The sequence below is a fragment of the Streptomyces sp. DSM 116793 genome, assembly GCF_057320905.1.
Genome location: NZ_CM170494.1, coordinates 8,121,507 through 8,140,540, shown reverse-complemented (window position 1 = coordinate 8,140,540; position 19,034 = coordinate 8,121,507). Strand labels below are relative to the sequence as shown.

At 72.2% G+C, this 19,034-nt stretch carries 15 protein-coding genes and 1 pseudogene; 6 read left to right on the top strand and 10 right to left on the bottom strand.

All coding sequences use genetic code 11. The features are described from left to right. Positions 1-162: 162 nt before the first annotated feature. Positions 163-1,074, bottom strand: a complete 912-nt coding sequence (locus tag ACSMXW_RS32110; RefSeq protein WP_485801506.1) for a LysR family transcriptional regulator — start codon at positions 1,072-1,074, stop codon at positions 163-165. 450 nt (positions 1,075-1,524) lie between these two features. Here ACSMXW_RS32110 and ACSMXW_RS32105 point away from each other — a divergent pair. The 3 genes and pseudogenes from ACSMXW_RS32105 (at position 1,525) to ACSMXW_RS32095 (ending at position 3,593) form a co-directional block, all read left to right on the top strand. Further along, positions 1,525-2,417 (top strand): annotated as a pseudogene (locus ACSMXW_RS32105) (SDR family oxidoreductase). Between the two features lie 50 nt (positions 2,418-2,467). Further along, positions 2,468-3,154: an NADPH-dependent F420 reductase gene (locus ACSMXW_RS32100; protein ID WP_485808446.1), complete on the top strand. Its 687-nt coding sequence runs from the start codon at positions 2,468-2,470 to the stop codon at positions 3,152-3,154. A 247-nt stretch (positions 3,155-3,401) separates the two neighbouring features. Continuing rightward, positions 3,402-3,593, top strand: a complete 192-nt coding sequence (locus ACSMXW_RS32095; RefSeq protein WP_485801505.1) for a hypothetical protein — start codon at positions 3,402-3,404, stop codon at positions 3,591-3,593. 290 nt (positions 3,594-3,883) lie between these two features. On the opposite strand, the gene ACSMXW_RS32090 is transcribed toward ACSMXW_RS32095, so the two are convergent. Next, positions 3,884-5,083 (bottom strand): LacI family DNA-binding transcriptional regulator, encoded by a 1,200-nt coding sequence (locus tag ACSMXW_RS32090; RefSeq protein ID WP_485801504.1) that lies wholly within the window; start codon positions 5,081-5,083, stop codon positions 3,884-3,886. 220 nt (positions 5,084-5,303) lie between these two features. Here ACSMXW_RS32090 and ACSMXW_RS32085 point away from each other — a divergent pair, with 220 nt between their 5' ends. The 3 genes from ACSMXW_RS32085 to ACSMXW_RS32075 all read left to right on the top strand — a co-directional run bounded on the left by ACSMXW_RS32085 (position 5,304) and on the right by ACSMXW_RS32075 (position 8,976). Then, entirely contained in the window at positions 5,304-7,364 is a 2,061-nt protein-coding gene (locus tag ACSMXW_RS32085) for a glycogen debranching N-terminal domain-containing protein (RefSeq protein WP_485801502.1), read from the top strand. Positions 7,365-7,666: 302 nt separating this feature from the next. Further along, positions 7,667-8,371, top strand: coding sequence for an SH3-like domain-containing protein (locus tag ACSMXW_RS32080; protein WP_485801500.1), 705 nt, complete (start codon positions 7,667-7,669; stop codon positions 8,369-8,371). Beyond that, the gene (locus ACSMXW_RS32075) at positions 8,368-8,976 is read left to right on the top strand and encodes a nitrile hydratase subunit alpha (RefSeq protein ID WP_485801499.1); all 609 of its coding nucleotides are present in this window, start codon (positions 8,368-8,370) and stop codon (positions 8,974-8,976) included. The genes ACSMXW_RS32080 and ACSMXW_RS32075 overlap by 4 nt, the downstream gene beginning before the upstream one ends. 117 nt (positions 8,977-9,093) lie before the next feature. Here ACSMXW_RS32075 and ACSMXW_RS32070 read toward each other — a convergent pair whose 3' ends face one another. The 8 genes from ACSMXW_RS32070 to ACSMXW_RS32035 form a co-directional block, all read right to left on the bottom strand. Further along, a complete protein-coding gene (locus tag ACSMXW_RS32070) occupies positions 9,094-10,689 on the bottom strand; it encodes a flavin monoamine oxidase family protein (protein WP_485801498.1) in 1,596 nt (531 codons plus the stop codon). A 306-nt stretch (positions 10,690-10,995) separates the two neighbouring features. Next, complete coding sequence (locus ACSMXW_RS32065) at positions 10,996-11,736, bottom strand: FadR/GntR family transcriptional regulator (protein WP_485801496.1); 741 nt, start codon at positions 11,734-11,736, stop codon at positions 10,996-10,998. A gap of 93 nt (positions 11,737-11,829) precedes the next feature. After that, entirely contained in the window at positions 11,830-12,717 is an 888-nt protein-coding gene (locus tag ACSMXW_RS32060) for a carbohydrate ABC transporter permease (RefSeq protein WP_485801495.1), read from the bottom strand. After that, entirely contained in the window at positions 12,714-13,670 is a 957-nt protein-coding gene (locus ACSMXW_RS32055) for a carbohydrate ABC transporter permease (RefSeq protein ID WP_485801494.1), read from the bottom strand. The genes ACSMXW_RS32060 and ACSMXW_RS32055 overlap by 4 nt, the downstream gene beginning before the upstream one ends. Beyond that, a complete protein-coding gene (locus ACSMXW_RS32050; RefSeq protein WP_485801492.1) occupies positions 13,667-15,016 on the bottom strand; it encodes an extracellular solute-binding protein in 1,350 nt (449 codons plus the stop codon). Before ACSMXW_RS32050 ends, ACSMXW_RS32055 begins: the two co-directional genes overlap by 4 nt. Then, positions 15,013-16,215, bottom strand: a complete 1,203-nt coding sequence (locus ACSMXW_RS32045) for an enolase C-terminal domain-like protein (RefSeq protein ID WP_485801490.1) — start codon at positions 16,213-16,215, stop codon at positions 15,013-15,015. Before ACSMXW_RS32045 ends, ACSMXW_RS32050 begins: the two co-directional genes overlap by 4 nt. 39 nt (positions 16,216-16,254) lie before the next feature. Further along, entirely contained in the window at positions 16,255-17,244 is a 990-nt protein-coding gene (locus ACSMXW_RS32040; protein WP_485801488.1) for an aldo/keto reductase, read from the bottom strand. After that, the gene (locus ACSMXW_RS32035; RefSeq protein WP_485801487.1) at positions 17,228-18,856 is read right to left on the bottom strand and encodes a GH39 family glycosyl hydrolase; all 1,629 of its coding nucleotides are present in this window, start codon (positions 18,854-18,856) and stop codon (positions 17,228-17,230) included. The genes ACSMXW_RS32040 and ACSMXW_RS32035 overlap by 17 nt, the downstream gene beginning before the upstream one ends. Positions 18,857-19,034: the final 178 nt, after the last annotated feature.

Sequence of the window (19,034 nt, the reverse complement as noted above, 5' to 3'; positions counted from 1 at the left end):
GCCGCGTCCGCAGCACGTACTTCCAGTCGGCCTCAGATGCTTCGGGGCCCCTCGGGCAACTGCCGGCCGAAGAACGGCCGGCTCAGAGGACACCCGCAACGGCACCACTCCGTCAGGCCACTTCACTCTCCAGCGCAGGCGAGCGGGGGTCAGCCGAACTACTCAGGCGTGCCTTGAGACGGCATCGCCTCCAAGCTGCCACATCTCATAGTTCCCGCACTCCGCCGTGACCTCGGCCGTCGACCGAGCCGCAGTGACGAAGTCATCCACTACCGGCGACGTGTGCGATGCCGCCACTGCGATGCACACCTGTTCGGGCGCCAGATCCGGGATGGGCACATAGACGACGTCTGGATGCGAGTAGAACACGGACGCCGAACGGGCCAGGAAGGAGATGCCCCGTCCGGCCGCGACGTGCTCGAGCGTCTCGTCCACCCCGCGCACCGGGTACCCGGCATTGGGGAGCGGGCGCTTGGTGGGCTGCGTGCTCGGGTCACCGTGCCAGACCAGTGGTTCGCCGGCCAGGTCGGCCTCGGTGACCTGCTCCTTGCCGGCGAACCGGTGTCCGGCGGGCAGTACCGCTACCCGCGGCTCGGTGTACAGCGGGGTGACGCGCAGGCCTGCATCGTCGATGGGCAGCCGCACATAGCCGACGTCGATGCGGCCGTGGAGCAGCATCGCGGCCTGGTCGTCCCCTTCGATCCGCTGCACGTCCACGACCACGTCCGGGTGCCGGTCCTCGAACGCACGGGCCGCCGGGGTGACTGCGACGCCGGCCCGGAAACCGACCATCAGCCGCCGCTTGCCGCCGGCGGCCGCGGACACCCGGCGGCGGACCGCGTGGGTCGAGGCGAGCAGCGGACCGGCGTCGGCCAGCAGTTGCCGGCCCGCATCCGTCAGCTCCACGCCGTGGCGATCCCTGGTGAACAGCGAGGCGCCGAGATCCTGCTCGAGCGCACGGATCTGCCGGCTGAGCACCGGCTGCGCGATGTGCAGCTCGTCGGCGGCGCGGCCGAAGTGCAACTGGTCGGCCACGGCGACGAAATAACGCAGTTTGCGCAGGTCCAGATCCATGGCGCCCCCACTTGGTGATGCCTCCAGGGCATCACCACGACTGAAAGAAGTCTTGGACGCCCACTCAGGCCAATGGCAACCTGAATAGGTACCTAATAGTCCGAGCGAATTCGGCACAAGAATTCGACATCGGAGGCCCAGGCCCAGAACGAGCACATCAGGAATTGAACGCCCCCCATCGCGTCATTCGACGGCGTCGACGACACAACCGTCAACAACGACGGGGTGGGCATGGCGTCCAATCCAGCCCCAGAAAGCAGGAACTCCATGAGCAGCACACCAATTTCTCCCTCGGCATCACCCTTCTCGGCTGAGCAAACCCCTTACCCCTACCTTTCGTGCCGCGTTACGCCATTTCACTTGCGGCACGAAAAGACCCTGCACCTACCCTCACAAGGACAATGAGATGCGCGTTTTGTCGCCGGAGGGACCGGCCATTCCGGTTCGTACATCATCCCCGAGCTGATCGCCGCCGGGCACGAGGTCACCGGCCTGGCCCGGTCGGACGCTTCCGCGGCGGCCTTGTCCGCGCTCGGCGCGAAGGTGCGTCGCGGCGACCTTCAGGATCTCGACGGGCTCAAGGAGGCAGCCTCGGGCTCCGATGGCGTCATCCACGTTGCCCACAGGCAGGATCTGCTGCCCTCCGGCGGGATGGACGCCGTGGCCGCCGCGGAGCTCCCGATCATGCTCGCGTACGGCGAGGCACTGGCGGGAACCGGAAAGCCACTGGTCACGGCGGGGAGCATTGGCTCACCCGGGCAGCACCTGGGCCGGCCGGCCACCGAGGAGGACCCGGCCCTCCCCGCCGGCGAGGAGCACAAAGGCACCCTGCGGATCCGCAACGTCGTGGAAAGGGCCGTAGTCGACCTCGCCAAGCAGGGGTGCGGTCTTCGGTCGTGCGGATCGCCAACATCGCGCACGGCACGACCGATCGTGCCGGCTTCCTCCCCACGCTGATCGCGCTCGCGAAGGAAAAGGGGTTCGTCGGCTACCACGGCGACGGCGCGAACCTGTGGAACGCCGTGCACATCCGCGATGCCGCCACCTTGTTCCGCCTGGCGCTGGAGAAGGGGCCGGCCGGCAGATACTGGCACGCGGTTGGGGACGGGGCCATCCCGTTCCGCGAGATCGCCGAGGCCATCGCCAGCCGTCTGGGCCTGCCCGCCGTGAGCGTTTCCAACGATGCCTTGATGACGCCGGGGTACTTCGGGTTCCTCACGAATATCGTCACGCAGAGCTACCCGGCGTCGAACCTCATCACCCGCCGGACCCTCGGCTGGGAACCCGCCCAGCCCGGCCTGCTCGCCGATCTGGACAACGGCCATTATTTCCCCGCCAGCTGACGGCAGGAACCCGGATCCAACGAGCCCGGCAACCGGCACGTTCGGCTCTTCTGAAGGACGTTGAGTATATGACGACTGTGGGATTCATCGGAAGCGGAAGCATCGGCAGGACCATCGAGCGGCTCGCTGTCGGGGCCGGGCACCAGGTGGTGCTCAGCAACTCGCGCGGTCCCGGAACGCTCGTGGACACGGCCGAGGAACTGGGGCCGCGGGCGTCCGCGGCGACGAGCGAAGAGGCCGCGGCGGCCGGTGACGTCGTCGTGGTCGCGGTGCCGGTCAGCGCCTTCCCCCACGTGCCCGCCGCGCCACTGGCCGGGAAGACGGTCATCGACACCTGCAACTACGGCCCCGAGCGTGACGGGCACATCCCCGAGCTCGCCAGAAAGTCACTCACCTCAAGCGAGTTGCTTCTGCGGTACGCACCGGACGCCCTGCTCGTAAAGGCGTTCGACAACATCTTCTTCAAGCACCTGCTGTCACTCGCACGCCCGGTAGGGGCGGCCGACCGCTCCTACCTGCCGATCGCCGGTGACTTCGCACCGGCGAAGGCGGCGGTGACCGAATTCATCGACTCCATCGGCTATGGCGTGGTGGACGCGGGAACGCTGGCCGACAGCTGGCGGCAGGCGACGGGCACGCCGGTGTGGGGAATACCGTACGGGCCGTACTCGAACGAGAAGGGCCAGCCGGCCGGCGAGGACGCCATCCGCGCGGCACTGGCCACCGCAACGCGGTAACCGTCGATCAACGCGGACCGTGATGTGGTCCGGCCGTGACATGGCCCCGCCCGGTGATACCGGGCGGGGCCATGTTTCGCACGCAAAGGAGTCGAATCCAGCGAAGGGTTTGCCCCTGCGTCTCGTCGCGCGGAGTCAGCTTCGACGTCGCCGGGTCAGGTCGCGGACTGCTCCCTGGGCGGCCAACTGCCCGCGCAGATTCGCGTCAGCCTCCTTAGCTGGTGACTTGGCCCCGCAAGCTGCCGTAGTGCTGAACATCCTCAGCGCCCTGCCGGACAGATCAGACGAGACGATCGGGCGGCAGCAGTCGATCGGCGGGGCCGCCGTCACGGACGACGCCATGCTCGCCGTCGCGCTCCACATCTGCGCTCAGGAACTGAGCCTGCGGGAGATCGCCGAGCGGCTCGTCATCTCCACCGAGAAGAGCAGCGTGCCGTGAACTGCTCGTTGGCCCATGGCAGTCGACGGGCGGGGCGAGGTCGCGACGGGCGAGGGCGCCATGGTGGATTTCCAGGCCCAAGCGGCCGGCGATCCCCCACTCGCCGCACCGGGCACAAGCCCACGTACGCCCAGCACGAGGACTTACACCCGGCACTCCCCCAAGCTCTTCGAGCAGGAGGCACCCCCAGAACACGCACTGGGGGCACCTCCCACGCCTTCGAGGCAGTGGGGGAGCCGCTCCTTCTGCCACCGAGATCCATCAGAAACCCCCTGATCCATCAGAAACCCCTAGCGGGCGCGGCGTCGACCGATGGGTGCCGGGCTCGCGCTGGACGCGCGGATGACCAGCTGCGGCGTGAGCAGTTGCCCGCCCGGAGACGAACGCGTGGCGGCCGTACGGGAGACGGGTCCGGGGGCCACGCCAAGGGCGGGTGCGGTGGCGGGGGCCGGGCCAGGGACGGGTCCGGTGGCCGGGCCGGGACCGGGGGCCGCGCCGGGGGCGGGTGCGGGTGCGGTGGCGGCGAGGAGTGCGGCCATCACCTGCCGCCCCGCCTGCTCGACGGGCTGCCGGACGCTGCTGAGGTCGAGCGCCGCCGCCGTGGGGGTGTCGTCGAAGCCGACGATCGCGAGGTCCCGGCCGACCTCGGCACCCCACTGCCGGGCGGCGCGCAGCACGCCCACCGCGAGGGTGTCGGTGGCGGTGACGACGGCCGTGGGCGGCTCGGGCCTGGCGAGCAGGGCGTAGGCCATCTCGGCGCCGGCGGTCACCGAGTCCTCGCCCCGGACGTCCAGGGCCCCGGACTCGGCGGTGAGGCCGTGGCGCTCGATCGCGGTGCGCCAGCCCTGCGCGCGCCGGTCGCCCACGGTGTCCCCGGCGGGCCAGCCCAGGTACCCGATCCGGCGGTGCCCGCGGAGCACCAGGTGGTCCACGGCTGCCGCGGTGCCCGCGGTGTTGTCGACGTCGACCCAGGCGTACCGGTCGGTGTCCGCCGCGGTGCGGCCGAAGGCGACGAACGGCACGCCGAGGCCGAGCAGCGCGCCGGGGCGTGGGTCGTCCGCGGCGACCTCGTACAGCACGAGCCCGGCCGCGGTACCGCTGCGGCGCAACCGGGCGGCCGCCTCGACCTCGGCGCGGGCGTCGTCGGCCGTGAACAGCAGCAGGTGGCGGTCCGCGGCACGGCCGGCCTCCGCCAGGGCGTGCAGGAAGCGGTCGTGGAGGGAGGTCAGCGCGCCCGGCGCGACGGGCCTGATGCGGTAGCCGATCATCCGTGAGGCGCTGGCGCGCAGATCCTGGGCGGCGCGGTTGGGCTGGTAGCCCAGTTCGGCGATGACCTGCTCCACGCGCCGGCGGGTCTCGGCGCGTACCCGGTCCGGGGCGTGCAGGACGTTGGAGACGGTCTGCCGGGAGACCCCGGCGGCCAGGGCGACGTCCACGAGTGTGGGCTGGGCGGCCGGCGCCGCCGCGCCCCGCTGCCGCTGGTCCGCCATGGATCCCTCGCCTCCCTCTCGACGAACGCGCCGCCGGGCCGCCGTCGGAGCGCCCCGAGCTCACCCGCCCCCGGGCTCCGGGCCCCGGCCGGACGTCGGCGCCGGCCCCCGGGCGTTGGCGCGGCCCGCACCGATCAGGTACGGTTCCGGCCATATTGCACGTTCAAATTTGTCCCGCGGCACAGCCTACCAAGGCGCGCGGCGGGTCTCCGGAGGCGAAGTGAGCCACTACCGCCAGCCCCCTCTGCACGAACTGGTGACCGTCCTGCGGGCGCCGTCCGTCTGCCTGAGCGCGCCGGACGGCCAGATCCGCGCGGCCGGGCTCGACGGCTTCTACGACAGCGACCGCAGGGTCGTCTCCCGCCTGGAGGCGGCGGTGGAGGGCGCCACGCTGGTGCCGGTGGGGCAGCGCATGGACGGCGCCACGGCGGCGGTCTTCAGCGCCCAGGTGCGGCCCGGCACCGCCGAGGGCGCCCCGGTGCTGCTGCACCGGCACCGGACGGTGCGGGCGGACGGCCTGGCGGAGCGGTTCGAGCTGGTGGCCGCGGGCCCGGACCCGGTCACGGCCCGGCTGCTGGTGCGCTGCGCCACCGACCTCGCGCCGGTGCACGAGGTGCGCGGCGGCCGGCCCCCGGCCCCGGTCCCGCCGCGGCCCACCGCGGACGGCGTGCGCTGGTCGGACGGCGGCAACGAGGTGGTCCTGACCGCGGACCGCCGCCTGGAGGCGGTGCGCACCGAGGACGGCGCCGCGGAACTGGCGTTCACCTTCGCCCTCACCCCCGGCCGCCCCCTCTCCGTGACCCTGCACGTCTCCGCACACGGCACCACGCCCCAGACCGGCACCACGCCGCACGCCACCGCGCCCGGCACCCGCACCGCGCACGACGCCCCCACGGCGGCCTGCTCGGGCCCCGCCACCGGCGCACCCACGCCGGTCACGCCCGCCGAACCCGCCACCGACGTCCCCGCGCCGGCCACCCCCGGAGAGGCCTTCCTCCCCCTGCCCGCCGGCGCCGCGCCGGTCCTCCCCACCGCCCCGCCCGGCGTGGAGCCCCCGCGGGACCCGCTGCGCCGCAGGCTGCTCGAGGTGAGCCTGCGGGACCTGGAGGCGATGCTGCTCGCGGATCCCCAGGACCCGGCCGACATGTTCGTGGCGGCCGGCAGCCCCTGGTACTTCACCCTCTTCGGGCGTGACTCCCTCTGGTCGGCGTCCCTGCTGCTGCCGCTGGGCACCCGGGTCGCCGCGGGCACCCTGCGCGCCCTCGGCCGCCGGCAGGGCAGCCGCAGCGATCCGGGGGCGGAGGAGCAGCCCGGCAAGATCCTGCACGAGGTGCGCCGGGAGACCCTGCGGCTGCGGGACATGGTCATCCCGCCGCGCTACTACGGCACCATCGACGCCACCATGCTCTGGGTGCGGCTGCTGCACGACGCATGGCGCGCGGGCCTGCCCGCGGCGGAGGTGGCGGAGTTGCTGCCGCGGCTGCGCGCGGCCCTCACGTGGATCACCGAGTACGGCGACGCGGACGGCGACGGCCTCGTGGAGTACCGGCCGTCCGGGCACGGCGGTCTGGCGAACCAGGCGTGGAAGGACTCGGCGGACGCGGTGCGCTGGGCCGACGGCCGGCACGCCCGTGCACCGCTGGCGCTGTGCGAGGTGCAGGCCTATGCGTATGCGGCCGCGGCGCGGGGCGCGGACGTGCTGGACGCGTTCGGGGCGCCGGACGCGGACCGGTGGCGGGAGTGGGCCGCGCGGTTGCAGCAGCGGTTCCGTGCGGCGTTCTGGGTGGACGACGCCTCCGGGCCGTACCCGGCGATCGCACTGGACGGCGAGAAGCGGCCGGTGGACGGGGCCGCGTCCAACATGGGCCACCTGCTGGGCACCGGGCTGCTCAGCCGCGAGGAGGCCGGCCTGGTCGCCGCCCGTCTCGCCCGGCCCGACCTGGACAGCGGCTACGGGCTGCGCACGCTGTCGGCGGACAGCAGGGCGTTCGACCCGCTCAGCTACCACTGCGGCAGCGTCTGGCCGCACGACACCGCGATCGCCGTGCTCGGGCTCGCCGCCGAGGGCCACCACACGGTGGCGCGCTCCCTCGCCGACGGCCTGCTGACCGCAGCCGAACGGTTCGACTTCCGCCTGCCCGAGCTCTACGGCGGCACCTCCGCCGCGGACGGCGACCCGGTGCTCGCGTATCCGACGGCCTGCCGCCCACAGGCCTGGGCGGCGGCCGGCGCGGTGGCGGTGCTGGGGTACCTGGAGGGCTGGCCCCGCGAGCGGCCGTGACGCGCCTGCGGCGCGCCGACGCGCCGAGCCCGCGCCCCCTTGCGGTCTCGTGTCCGGCACCGGCCGGTGGGGCCGGGCGCGCGGTTCCCGGCGCCCCCTGCCGGGTCGAGTTCGCGCACGCGGACTCCACCCGGGTGGAGTTTCCGGGTGGAATTTGAACGCTCAAAACCGGCTGCCGCCGCACCGCATGCGCTCTGGCGGAGCGAGCGCCCGCGCGCCGATCATGGTCCTTCGGAGGCGGCCCACAGGCCCCTTTCCCGCCGCAGCACGGAACGCAGCACCGCACGGAGAGGCCAGCAGTCATGCAGAGTCCCCCACCGAACCCGCCGGGCCCGCTCCCCGTCCACCAACTAGGCGGGCGTACCGACATCGACGACCCGATCCCCGGCATCGACGACCCGGAGCGGTTCCACGAGGGCTGGGAGGCGCGGATCTTCGGCCTCTGGCGCACCGTCTCCCTCGCGGGCCTGTTCACCACGGACGAGTTCCGGCACGCCGTGGAGCGGATGCCGGCGGAGAGCTACCGCACGATGACCTACTTCGAACGCTGGGTGCACGCCGTCACCCAGCTCTGCCTGGAGAAGGGGCACATCACCGCCGCGGATCTCGCCGGCGGCCACGACCGGGCCGTGGCGCACGCGCACACCCACCCCTCCCCCACGGTGGACTTCGCTCCGCGGCCCGCGCCCGGTGTGCAGGCACCGCCCGTGCGGGAGCGGTTCGGCGTCGGAGCCCGGGTGCGGCTGCACGACGGGCCCGGCGCGCACCACCGGATGCCGGTCTGGGCGCGGGGCCTGACCGGTGTGGTCGGCGCCGTCCGCGGGCATTTCCCGCTGCCCGACCTGATCGTCGACCGGGGCGCGGCCGGGGCCCCCGACCAGTACGCGCTGTACTCGGTGGAGATCCCCGCCGCCGACGCCTTCCCGGACGCCGACCCCCGGGACGTGCTCGCCCTCGACGCCTACGACCCCTATCTGGAGCCTGTCCACGAGGAGGCGGACCGATGACCACCTCGGCCGAGAAGCGGCAGGAGCTGACCACCCGCGTCGCCGCCCTGGAGAACGCGCTGACCGCCGCGGGCAGGGTGACGAGCGCCGACATCGACGACGCGGTCGATCTGTACACCAACCGCCTGGGACCGCGCCGGGGCGCCGCCATGGTGGCCCGCGCCTGGTGCGACGAGGCCTACCGGCACCGGCTGCTCACCGACGCCACCGGGCTGCTCCGCGAGGAGGGGTACGACGGCGCGGGCACCGGGAACCCGGCCCTGCCGTTCCTGCGCCTGGTGGTCGTGGAGAACACCCCTGCCGTGCACAACCTGATCGTGTGCACGCTCTGCTCCTGCTATCCGCTCGCCCTGCTCGGGCCCCAGCCGCGCTGGTACAAGAGCGACGCCTACCGGGCCCGTGCGGTGCGCGAGCCGCGGGCCGTGCTGGCCGAGTTCGGCGTCCGCCTGGAGGACGGGGTGTCCGTGCGGGTGTGGGACTCAACGGCCGACTGCCGGTACATGGTCCTGCCCGAGCGGCCGCCCGGCACCGAGGGTCTCCCGGTGTCCGAGCTCGCCGGGCTGGTCACGGTGGACTCCCTGATCGGCACCCGGCGGCACCTGTAGGGGCCGCGTGGACCGGTGGCCGGGGTGGCGCGGGTGTGCCGGGTCCGGCCCGGAGCCGAGGGGCGGGGCACCCCGAGGGGGCGGGGCGCCGGCGGTCCGGCGGTCCGGCGGCCGTGCCTATCCCTGGCTGCTCAGCACCCTCTGGTGCAGTGCGGTGACCGCCCTGCGCGCGGACGCGAAGGCGCCGTGCTGCCAGGCGTCCATGTAGCTGAGCCAGTCGCCCGCGAAGTAGACATGGCCGGTGGGCTCGTTGAGGGGCTGGTAGCGGGGTGCGTCGGGGCCGCCCGGGGTGGTGTGCCAGGAGGCCTCCTGGTAGGGGAACTGCCGCCAGTGGTGCGAGAACGACGAGACCAGTTCGGTGCGGTACTTCTCGCCGTAGATCTTCACGCCGGCCGCGACGGCCCGCTGCTCGCGGGCGGCCGGGCTGAGCGCGGCGTAGGAGTCGGCGTTGGCGCCGGTGTTGTAGTAGCCGACGATGACGCCGCGTTCGCCGTGGAAGCCGTGGGACGGGTGCCAGATGTGGGTGACGTCGAGGTCGGTCTCGGTGATGCCGCCGTAGATGTGGTGGTCCCTCTCCCACCACCGCGAGGCGTATTCGAGACCGATCTTGCCCGCGGACGACGGGGTGATGGCCACCAGCGCGGACTGCACACCGGAGCCGAGGTTGTGGGGCACCTTGGCGAGGATGTTCGGCGGCATCGCGGCGACGCAGTAGTCGGCGTCGACGGTCCGGGTGCGGCCGCCTTGGCGGTAGGTGACGGTGACCCCGTCCTGCCGGTCGGTGACCCGGGTGACGGCGCAGCCGGTGTGTATCCGGTGGGTGCCGATGGCCCGGGTGAGCGCGTGGGGGATGCGGTCCATGCCGCCGACGGGCTGGAACATCAGCATGGCCTGGTCGAACTCGAACTCGAAGGAGAAGTAGCGGCCGACCCCGGTGGAGAAGATCTGTGCGGCGGTGGGCAGGTCCCCGGTCACCACACCGGGGGTACCGGCGGCGCCGGGCCAGACGGAGTAGCCGCGGCGGGTGCTGCCGGTGTAGTCCAGGGTGTCGCCGAGGTCGCCGTACTCCTTCAGGAACTCCACGAGACGGTCGCGGTCGTCCGCGGTGAGGGCCTTGTCGAGGGCGCCGGAGTCGGTGGCCTTGGCGAGCAGTTCGGTGACGTAGCCGAACATGTCGGCCTTGGCGGTGCGGTAGCGCATGGGGCGGGTCATGCCGGCCGACTCGTTGTACAGGTAGGTGTCGGCGTTGACGTTGGTGAAGACCTCCACGGGCACGCCGAGTTCCCGGCAGTAGTCGAGGGTGAGCATCCACTGCGCGATCCTGGCCGGCCCCGCGTTCATGTACTGGCCCTCGGAGAACCGGGCCGTCTGGCGGTTGCCGTACAGGTCGACGGTGGTGTCGCCGCCGCGGACGGTGAAGTTGCGGCCGCCGGTGCGGTCTCTGGCCTCCAGGACCGTACAGTCGTAGCCCGCCTTGCCGAGTTCGTATGCGGTGGTGAGGCCGGCGATGCCGCCGCCGAGGACGACGACCTTGGCCGCGGCCTTCCCGGTGAGGGTGAAGTCGCCGGCCCGCGGCGCCCGGTACCGCCCGTCCCGGGCGGCCGCCGCGGCGGTGGGCGCCAGGCCCAGGGCGCCCATGGTGGCGAAGAGGGTGCCGGCTCCGGCGGTGGTCCCGACGGCACGCAGGAAGTCACGGCGCATGAGCTGGGTCATTGCTTGATCCCCTTTCGTTGTGGTGCGCAGGGGACTGTCGCAGCGCCGTGTTACGCGTGCTCTTTCCGCATGTGTCACTCGAGTAAGACCCGAAACTCAGTGCGAACACATCAGGCCAGCGGGCAGGCCGATTCATGCGGTGCCGGGGAGTCAGGCGCGCCCCGGAGCACCCCGGAGCATCCCGGAGCACCCCGGAGCACGCCGGGCGCACCCCGGCGGCCACCGGCTCGGCATCCCAGGGCGGCGTCTGATCGGCGTCAGGGCGGCGTTCGGCTCGGCGCCAGGGCGGCCGCGTTCAGCTCGGCGTCAGCCGTCGCCCGGGGCGTCCTCGACCGGCAGGGTGCTGCGCAGCCGCTCGGTCGCGCGGGCCATGTGGTAGGCCATCGCGGCGCGGGCGGCGTCGGCGTCGCCGTCCCGGATCGCCTCGAAGACCGGCGGGTGCAGCGCGAGGCTGTCCTGAAGGGCGGCCTGGTCGGTGACGACACGGGTGGTCCACACCCGCAGCAGTGAGCGGATGTTGGCGAGCACCCCGGACAGCACCGTGTTACGGCTGATCGTGGCGACCGCCAGATGGAAGTCGACGTCCGCCTCGACGTAGGCCTGCCGGTCGTGGACGCTGTCCCGCATGGCCTGAAGGGCGCCGGACAGGGCGGTGACGTCGGCGTCCGTGCGGCGCAGCGCGGCGAGGCCGGCCAGGGAGACCTCGATCTCCTGACGGGCCTCGACCAGATCGAGGAGGTGCTGTTCGCCCAGCAGGATGCCCCACTCCACGATCCGCGGCAGCAGGCTGGAGTTGGTGCTGGACAGGTAGGTGCCGTCGCCCGGCCTGACCTCGATCAGGCCCAGCAGCGTCAGCGACTTCAGCGCCTCCCGCAGCGCGCTGCGGCCCACCCCCAGGGTCTGGCTGAGGCTGCGCTCGGAGGGGATCCGGTCACCCGGCCTGAGCTCGCCGGAGAGCAGGTAGCCGAGCAGGCCGTGCGCGACCTCGACACTCCTGCTCGGCCGGCTCAGGTCCAGCCGGCCCAGGGAGCCGCCGTCTTGCGTCAACGTCTTACTCCTTTACGCCCGGGCCCTGCAGGACCCGGGGCCTTCCGCTCCGGTCCCTCCCCCGGCGGGAGCCTCGGGAGCCGGAGCACACGGTCAGGTGAACGCGCCGCCGAGCAGGCCTTCCCGCCAGTAGCGCTGCAGGACGAGGAAGAGGACCACCAGCGGCAGGATGGAGAATACGGCGCCGGTGACGACCAGCGGGTAGAGCTGCTCGGCCGAGCCGCCGGCCACGGTCTGGGTGGCCCACAAGGAGAGGCCGACGGTGACCGGGTACAGGTCCTGTCTGCTGAAGATGACGAACGGCAGGAAGTAGTTGTTCCATGTCGCCACCACCGTGAGCAGCAGCACGGTGACGGCGCCGGGCACCATCAGCGGCGCCGCGACACGGGCGAAGATCACCGGCTCGCCGGCGCCGTCGAGGCGTGCCGCGTCCAGCATGTCGGACGAGACCGAGCCGTCGATGAACACCCTCATCAGGTAGATGCCGATCGGGCTGACCAGGCTGGGGATCAGCATCCCGAAGACGTTGTTCACCAGGCCGATCTTGCTGTAGAGGATGTAGGTCGGAATGGTCAGCGCAGTGACCGGCACCAGCAGGGAGGCCAGGACCATCGCGAACAGGCCCCGCTTGCCTGCGAACTCGAACCTCGCGAACGCGTAGCCGCCGAGCGCGGACAGGACGGTCGCGCCACCACCGCCGACCAGGGAGTAGACCGCTGTGTTCAGCAGCCAGCGGCCGAAGATGTCGTTGCGGTAGGTGAACAGGTCGTGGATGTTGCGCAGCAGGTTGAACGGGCCGTGGAACCACAGGCCGAAGGAGCCGTAGAGCGCCGTCTGGTCCTTCGTCGACGACACCACGATCCAGTACAGCGGCAGCATCATGACGATGAGGAACACGGTCATGGCGCAGATCAGCAGGGCCCGGGCCGGGCGCCGCAGACCGAGGGTGCGCCGGACGTACCGTTCGCTCTGCCTGCTCATGGCCTCGCCTCCCGCGCGGCGTCGGCGCGGCCCCGCCGGTGCCGGACCACCAGGGCGACCGCGGCGGCCGCGACGGTGACGAGGCCCAGGACGAAGGAGATCGCGGCGGCGTAGGTGAAGTCCTGCGCGCCGAACGCCGAGCTGTAGATGTACATGTTGGGCGTGAAGGTGGTGCTGATGGACGGGGTGAAACCGGAGAGCACATAGGGTTCGGTGAAGAGCTGGAGGGTGCCGATGACGCCCAGGAAGACGCTGACCATGACGGCGTTGCGGACCATCGGCAGCTTGATGCGGACCAGGACGCGGGTCAGCGTGGCACCGTCCACGACGGCCGCCTCCGTGACCTCCCGGGGCACGCTGCGCAGCGCGGTGTAGAGGATGATGATGTTGAAGCCGGTGGTCTGCCAGATGGTGATGAAGCCGATGGTGGGCAGGATGCCGGCCGGGCCGAGGAAGTCCGGCGCCTCGGTGCCCAGCGCGTGCGCGATGGTCACGAACGGCCCGAACTGCGGCTCGAAGATGAACCCCCACATGATCGTCCCGATGACGCCGGGCACGGCGTAGGGCAGGAAGTAGGCGAGGCGGAAGAAGTGGCCGAGGCGGGTGATCCCGAGGTCGAGCAGCATGGCGAAGAAGACCGCGAGGAAGAGCATCACCGGGACCTCGATCAGGCCGAAGACCACCACCCGCAGCACGCCGTCCCAGAAGGGCCCCGAGCTCAGCGCGCGGGCGTAGGTGGACAGCCCCGAGAAGACGGTGCCGCCCACCAGGCGGCTGGTGAACAGGCTGGTGTAGAGGGCGTAGAGCAGGGGCCCGAGCACCGCCGCCACGTAGAGCAGGAGGAACGGCGCGAGGTAGACATAGGGGGTGGCACGCCCTCCGGGGCGGTGGTGCCCGGGGCTTCCCGCACGGGGGCGGGGCCGCCGGCGCACCAGGATCGGCTGGGCTGTCATCGCGTCACCGTGAATCCTTCCCGCTTCGCATAGGCCACCAGGTTGTCCTGGAGGGCGTGGAGTGCATCGGTCATGGTCGCAGTGTGCTGGACGACCTTGGCGAACTCGTCCATGACGGCGTTGGTGACATAGGTCATGAAGGGCGGCCAGTTGATCGGCTCCAGGTGATCGGCGGCCGCGGTGTAGCTCTGTTCCAGCCGCTGGTCGCCGGTCAGGGGGATGGTGCGCCGGCTGAAGTCGGGGCTGTGCAGCGCCGCGGTGTTGGAGGGGAACTCCAGGGACGGGGCGGAGGCGAGGATCCGCCACGACCGCGGGGATGAGGTCAGCCAGCGCAGGAACGCGGTGGCCTTGGCCTTGTGCCGGGACTGGGCGGTCACGGCGTAGGCGGAGCCGCCCCACATCGGCGTCACCGGCCGGGCGGGCGACCACTGCGGGAGGGCGGCCGTGCGCCAGTCGCCGACCGACGCGTCGGCCGCGGACGCGAAGTACTTGGGGCCCCAGGCCGCCCGGGGCACCGCCGCGACGCGGCCGGAGTCGAGCAGGCCGAACTCCTGGGCGGCGTCGTCCGGCACCATGGTGACCTCACCGGCGTCGATCAGGTGCTGCCAGTAGCGGGCGAAGGCCAGGCAGCGGGCGCAGTCGAGGTCGATGGTCAGGCGCCGGCCGCCCGGCCAGTCGAAGGGCACGGCCCCGTTCTGACTCATCAGGCTGAAGACAAAGTTGGCGTTCTCCGGCCAGAAGTTGGTCATGGCGATCCCCGGGTCCCTGCGGTGCAGTTCGGCCGCGGTGGCGGCGAACTGCCGCCAGGTGCGCGGGACCGTGAGCCCGTACTTCTCGAAGATCCGGGTGTTGTACATCAGGGCGGTGGGGCCGCTGTCCAGCGGCAGGGCGCTGATCCGTCCGCCCGGGCTGACCTGGCGCCAGAGCGCGGGGGTGTTGACCCGCGCCAGGTCGGCGGCACCGTACGCGCCGAGGTCCGCGAGGTCGTGGGTGACGACGAAGCCGGAGAGGTTGAGGTACTCCACCTCGGCCACGTCCGGTGCGCCGGACCCGGCGTGGAAGGCCGTGACCAGCTTGGTGTACTCGGTGGTGCCCGCCCCCACGTTCTGCAGGTCGACACAGGTCCCGGGATGGCTCCGGTTGAACGCCTCGACGGCACGCTCGAAGCCGGGCACCCAGCCCCAGAAGACCAGCCGTGTCGCGTGCGGGGCGCAGGAGGCGGTGGTGTCCGACGAGAGCGAGCCGCCGCCGGAGCCGGAGCAGCCGCTCACGACGACCAGCAGGAGACACAGCCACAGGAGCCGCGCCCGCCGGGCGCCGCGCCGCCGTTCCCGCCGCCCGGTCATGGCGCGACGTCCAGCCATCCGCTGTCGTGGGTGGTCAGCGCGTCGGCGAGGTCCTCGTCGAGTTCCACGCCGAGCCCGGGGCCGTCCGGCGGGCGCAGGGTGCCGTCCACCGCTCGGGGGTTGCCGGTGAAGAGCTTCCAGAACAGCTCGTTGCCGGTGTCGGGCTCGGCCTCGGGGAAGTACTCGACGAGCGGGCAGACGTGCGCCGGCTGGCTGAAGACCAGGGCCAGGTTGTGCGCCTCGTTGGAGTGCGGGATCAGCGGCATCCCGGCGGTCTCGGCGAGTGCGGCGATCTTGCGTCCCTCCGTGAGGCCGCCGGCGCGGTTGAGGTCCGGCTGCAGGATGTCCGCCGCGCCCCGTGCGATCAGCTCCTGGAAGTCCCATTTGGTGTAGCTGTGTTCGCCGCAGCTCCAGCGCTGCCACGGGGCCCTGGCGCGCAGTTCGGCATAGCGGTCGGTCTCGTGCGGCATCAGCGGCTCCTCCAGCCAGGACAGGTGGAACTCCCGGAGCCGGCCGGCCATTTCCAGGGCGTAGCCGACGTCCCAGCCCATGTAGGCGTCCGCGGCCAGCTCCACGTCGTCGCCGACGGCCTCGCGCACGGCGCGGACCAGTGCGACGTTGCGCCGCATGCCGGGCTCCCCGTCCCGGGGGCCGAAGCCGAACCGCTGCTTCATCCGGGTGAAGCCCTGGGCCAGGTAGCCGCGGGCCTCCTCCGCGACCGCGTCGGGATCCCTGGCGTACAGCCGCGAGGCGTACACGGGCACGGTCTCCTGGGCCCGGCCGCCCAGCAGCGCCACCACCGGCTTGCCCTCGGCCCGCCCGTGCGCGTCCCAGCAGGCCAGGTCGACGGCGGACAGGGCGCTGACGGCGGGGCCGCGGCGGCCGAAGCGCACCAGTGTCCGGTACAGCCGCTGCCAGATGCGTTCGTGGTCGCGTATGTCGACGCCCGCCACGAGTTCGGGGACGTAGTCCGTGAGCACCCCGTGTGCGGCGCCGCTGAACGCTCCGGCGGTGGCCAGGCCGCGGACCCCGTCCGTGGTCTCGATCTCCACGACGGTGCAGAACACCCGGCCGAGCCAGCCGCCCGGTTTGGTGTGGAAGTCCTCCAGGATCGAGGTGTTGCCGACCAGGTTCTCGGCGAGTGTGCGGGGCGGTTGCGAGTAGCGGATGTTCCGCGCCCTGAGGCGGGCGATCTGCATGGCGGCCTCCGTGGGGGTGTGCGTGTGGTCGTCGGGGAGTCACCAGCGGTCGGCGACCGAGGGCGCCACGCGGGTCTCGTAGATGCGGGCGATCTCCGCCATCGTGTCGGGCGGCAGCGGTGCCAGGGCCCCCGCGGCCAGGTTGGAGCGCACGTGCGCCGGGCTGCTCGCGCCCGGGATGGTGCAGCTCACCTCCGGGAACATCAGGATCCAGCGCAGCGCGAGCTGGGCGAGCGCGGCGCCCTCGGGCACCAGCGGCCGCAGTTCCGCCACGGCGGCGAGACCGGTCTCGTAGGCCACGCCCGCGAAGGTCTCGCCGACGTCGAAGGCGGCGCCGTGCCGGTTGAAGTTGCGGTGGTCGTCCGGGGCGAAGACGGTGTCCGCGGTCAGCTTCCCGGTCAGCAGCCCGGAGGCGAGCGGGATCCGTGCGATGACGCCGACTCCTGCCTCCCGCGCCCGTGCGAAGAAGGCCCGGGCGGGCCGCTGGCGGAAGATGTTGAACACGATCTGGACGGCCGCCACGCCGGGGTGCCGCAGGACGGCGAGGGCCTGCTCGACGGTGGACACGCTGACCCCGTAGGCCGCCACGGCGCCCTCCGCCACCAGCCGGTCCAGCCAGTCGAACACCTCCGGCCGGTCGTACACGGCCGGCGGGGGGCAGTGCAGCTGGATGAGGTCGAGCCGGTCCGTGCGCAGGTTGCGGCGGCTGCTGTCGACCCAGCTCCGGAAGTTCCGCAGCGTGTACTCCCCGGCCGTGGCCCGCCGGCCCATCTTCGTGGCCACGAGGAACGGCGCCTTAGGGCGCTCCGCGCGCAGCCTGCCGAGCAGCCGCTCGCTGTGTCCGTCGCCGTAGTTGTCGGCGGTGTCGAAGAAGTCCACGCCCAGGTCGAGAGCGGTGTGCAGGGCGGTCATGCTGGTCTCGTCGTCGCGCCGGCCCCAGCTGCCGCCCATCGACCAGGTGCCGAGACCGATCGGGTTGATCCTGTGGCCGGTGCCGCCGAGCGGCCTCGGCTCACTCCCGGGTGTCATGGGGCACCACCTCGATGAGGACCGCGCCCGGCATCGGCAGGTCGAACGACAGCGCCAGCTCGGCCGGACAGGACTCCTCGGTGCGGGCCGGGACCGCCTCGGCGAGCGTCTCGCCGGCGCGGATCCTGGCGAGTTGCGACGGGGACGGGTCCTGCGGGGCGCCCTCCCGCAGCCAGAGCGTGTGCGTGTTGGTGTGCTCGTCGTCGAGCAGGTACCGGTGGACCGTCACGGCCCGGTCGGCGGTGGGCAGGTTGCGCAGTGTGAGGGTGACGGGGCCCGAGCCGTGCGCGTACTGGTCGTCGTCGTGCCGCCACACGATGAGCGTGACGCCCCCGCCCGGGGCCATCGCGGCGAGTCCCCCCACCTCGCCGGGACCGGCGGCGGCGACGTCGACCGGCAGCCGGTCGGTGCCGAGGCGGGCGAGCATGCGGTAGCCGGCGAGCACCGGCGCCGCGACGTCACCGGCGGTGAAGAAGCTGCGGGTGCCCTCGAAGTACCGGTCGCCCTCCAGGTACCAGGTCCAGGCCGTGGCCCGGGTGATGCCACGGCGCTCCGGCCGGTCGAGGTCCAGCAGCTTCCGGGTCAGCTGGAGCTGGAAGACGGGGTAGTAGGCGGTGTTGCGGAACGCGTAGTCGGGGTGGTCGAACACGCCGTGGTGCGCGGGCACCCCCGGGTCGCACTCGTCGACCAGGACCGGCACCTCGGCGAGGGACGGGAAGGAGCGGACGATGTCGAGACCGGTGCCCACCTCGGCCAGCATCTTGGTGCTGTCCGGAGACCGGGCAGGCCCCTGGCCGGCGCCGCGCGTGGCGCCCTGGGGTCCCACGGGCGAGTAGAGCCGGGGGAACCCCTCGGCACCCTTGGTGTGGAAGGAGACGAAGTCGAGCGGGATGCGGGCGTCCGCGCAGTGCGCCAGGAAACCGCGCAGGAACTCCGCGCCGCCTCCGGTGGTGGCCGGGCCCCCGACGGGCGCGTCGGGCAGGACCCCTTTCACGGCCGCGGCCGTGACGTCGTACAACTCGCAGTACTCCTGGAGCGTGCCCTGCCAGTACAGGATGTCGGGTTCGTTCCACAGCTCCCAGTACCAGCGGGAGACCTCGGCCGTGCCGTACCGCTCGGCGAAGTGCCGGGCGGTCGCCGCGACCAGGTGGCCCCAGCGGTCCGGGTCCCTGGGCGGCGACGCCCACAGGAACGACTCGTAGGGCCCGTACAGCGACGGCATCGGAACGAACTCGGGGCGCGGCAGGTCCCGGGTGAGCGCGACGGGACAGAAACCCAGTTCGACGATGGGCCTGAAGCCGGCGGCGATCCACGCGTCGAAGGCGTCGTCGACGATGCGCCAGTCGTAGTACGGCGTGCCCGAGGCGTCCTCGTGGTAGACATTGCCGCTGCTCCAGTGGGGAACGGCACGGCCGTTGCCGCTGGTGTAGATGTTGTGCGCCCGCACCAGGGCCTGCTCGCCCAGGACGTCGCGGAGCCGGGCCAGGTTCTTCTTTCCGCGCGGTGTCGCGGTCCAGTTCAGCTCGTCGTAGCCGAAGCTCGCCCAGATCCGCTCCAGCGGACCGAGCGGGGCGGCGCAGTCGACCAGCACTTCTGACGTGTCATCAGCCAAGGTACAGACACCTCTTCCGGCTGTTGCAGGCAGGTGCTCCGACCGTAGGAGCGGCTTGGTCGACCGGTCAACCGGTCGACCAATTTTTCTGCGACGCGTGCGGGCGGGGACCGTGACGGAGTTTCACACTGGTCCTTGCATCGTTGGAAGCACGGTCGGGCACCACGGCGACCGCCGC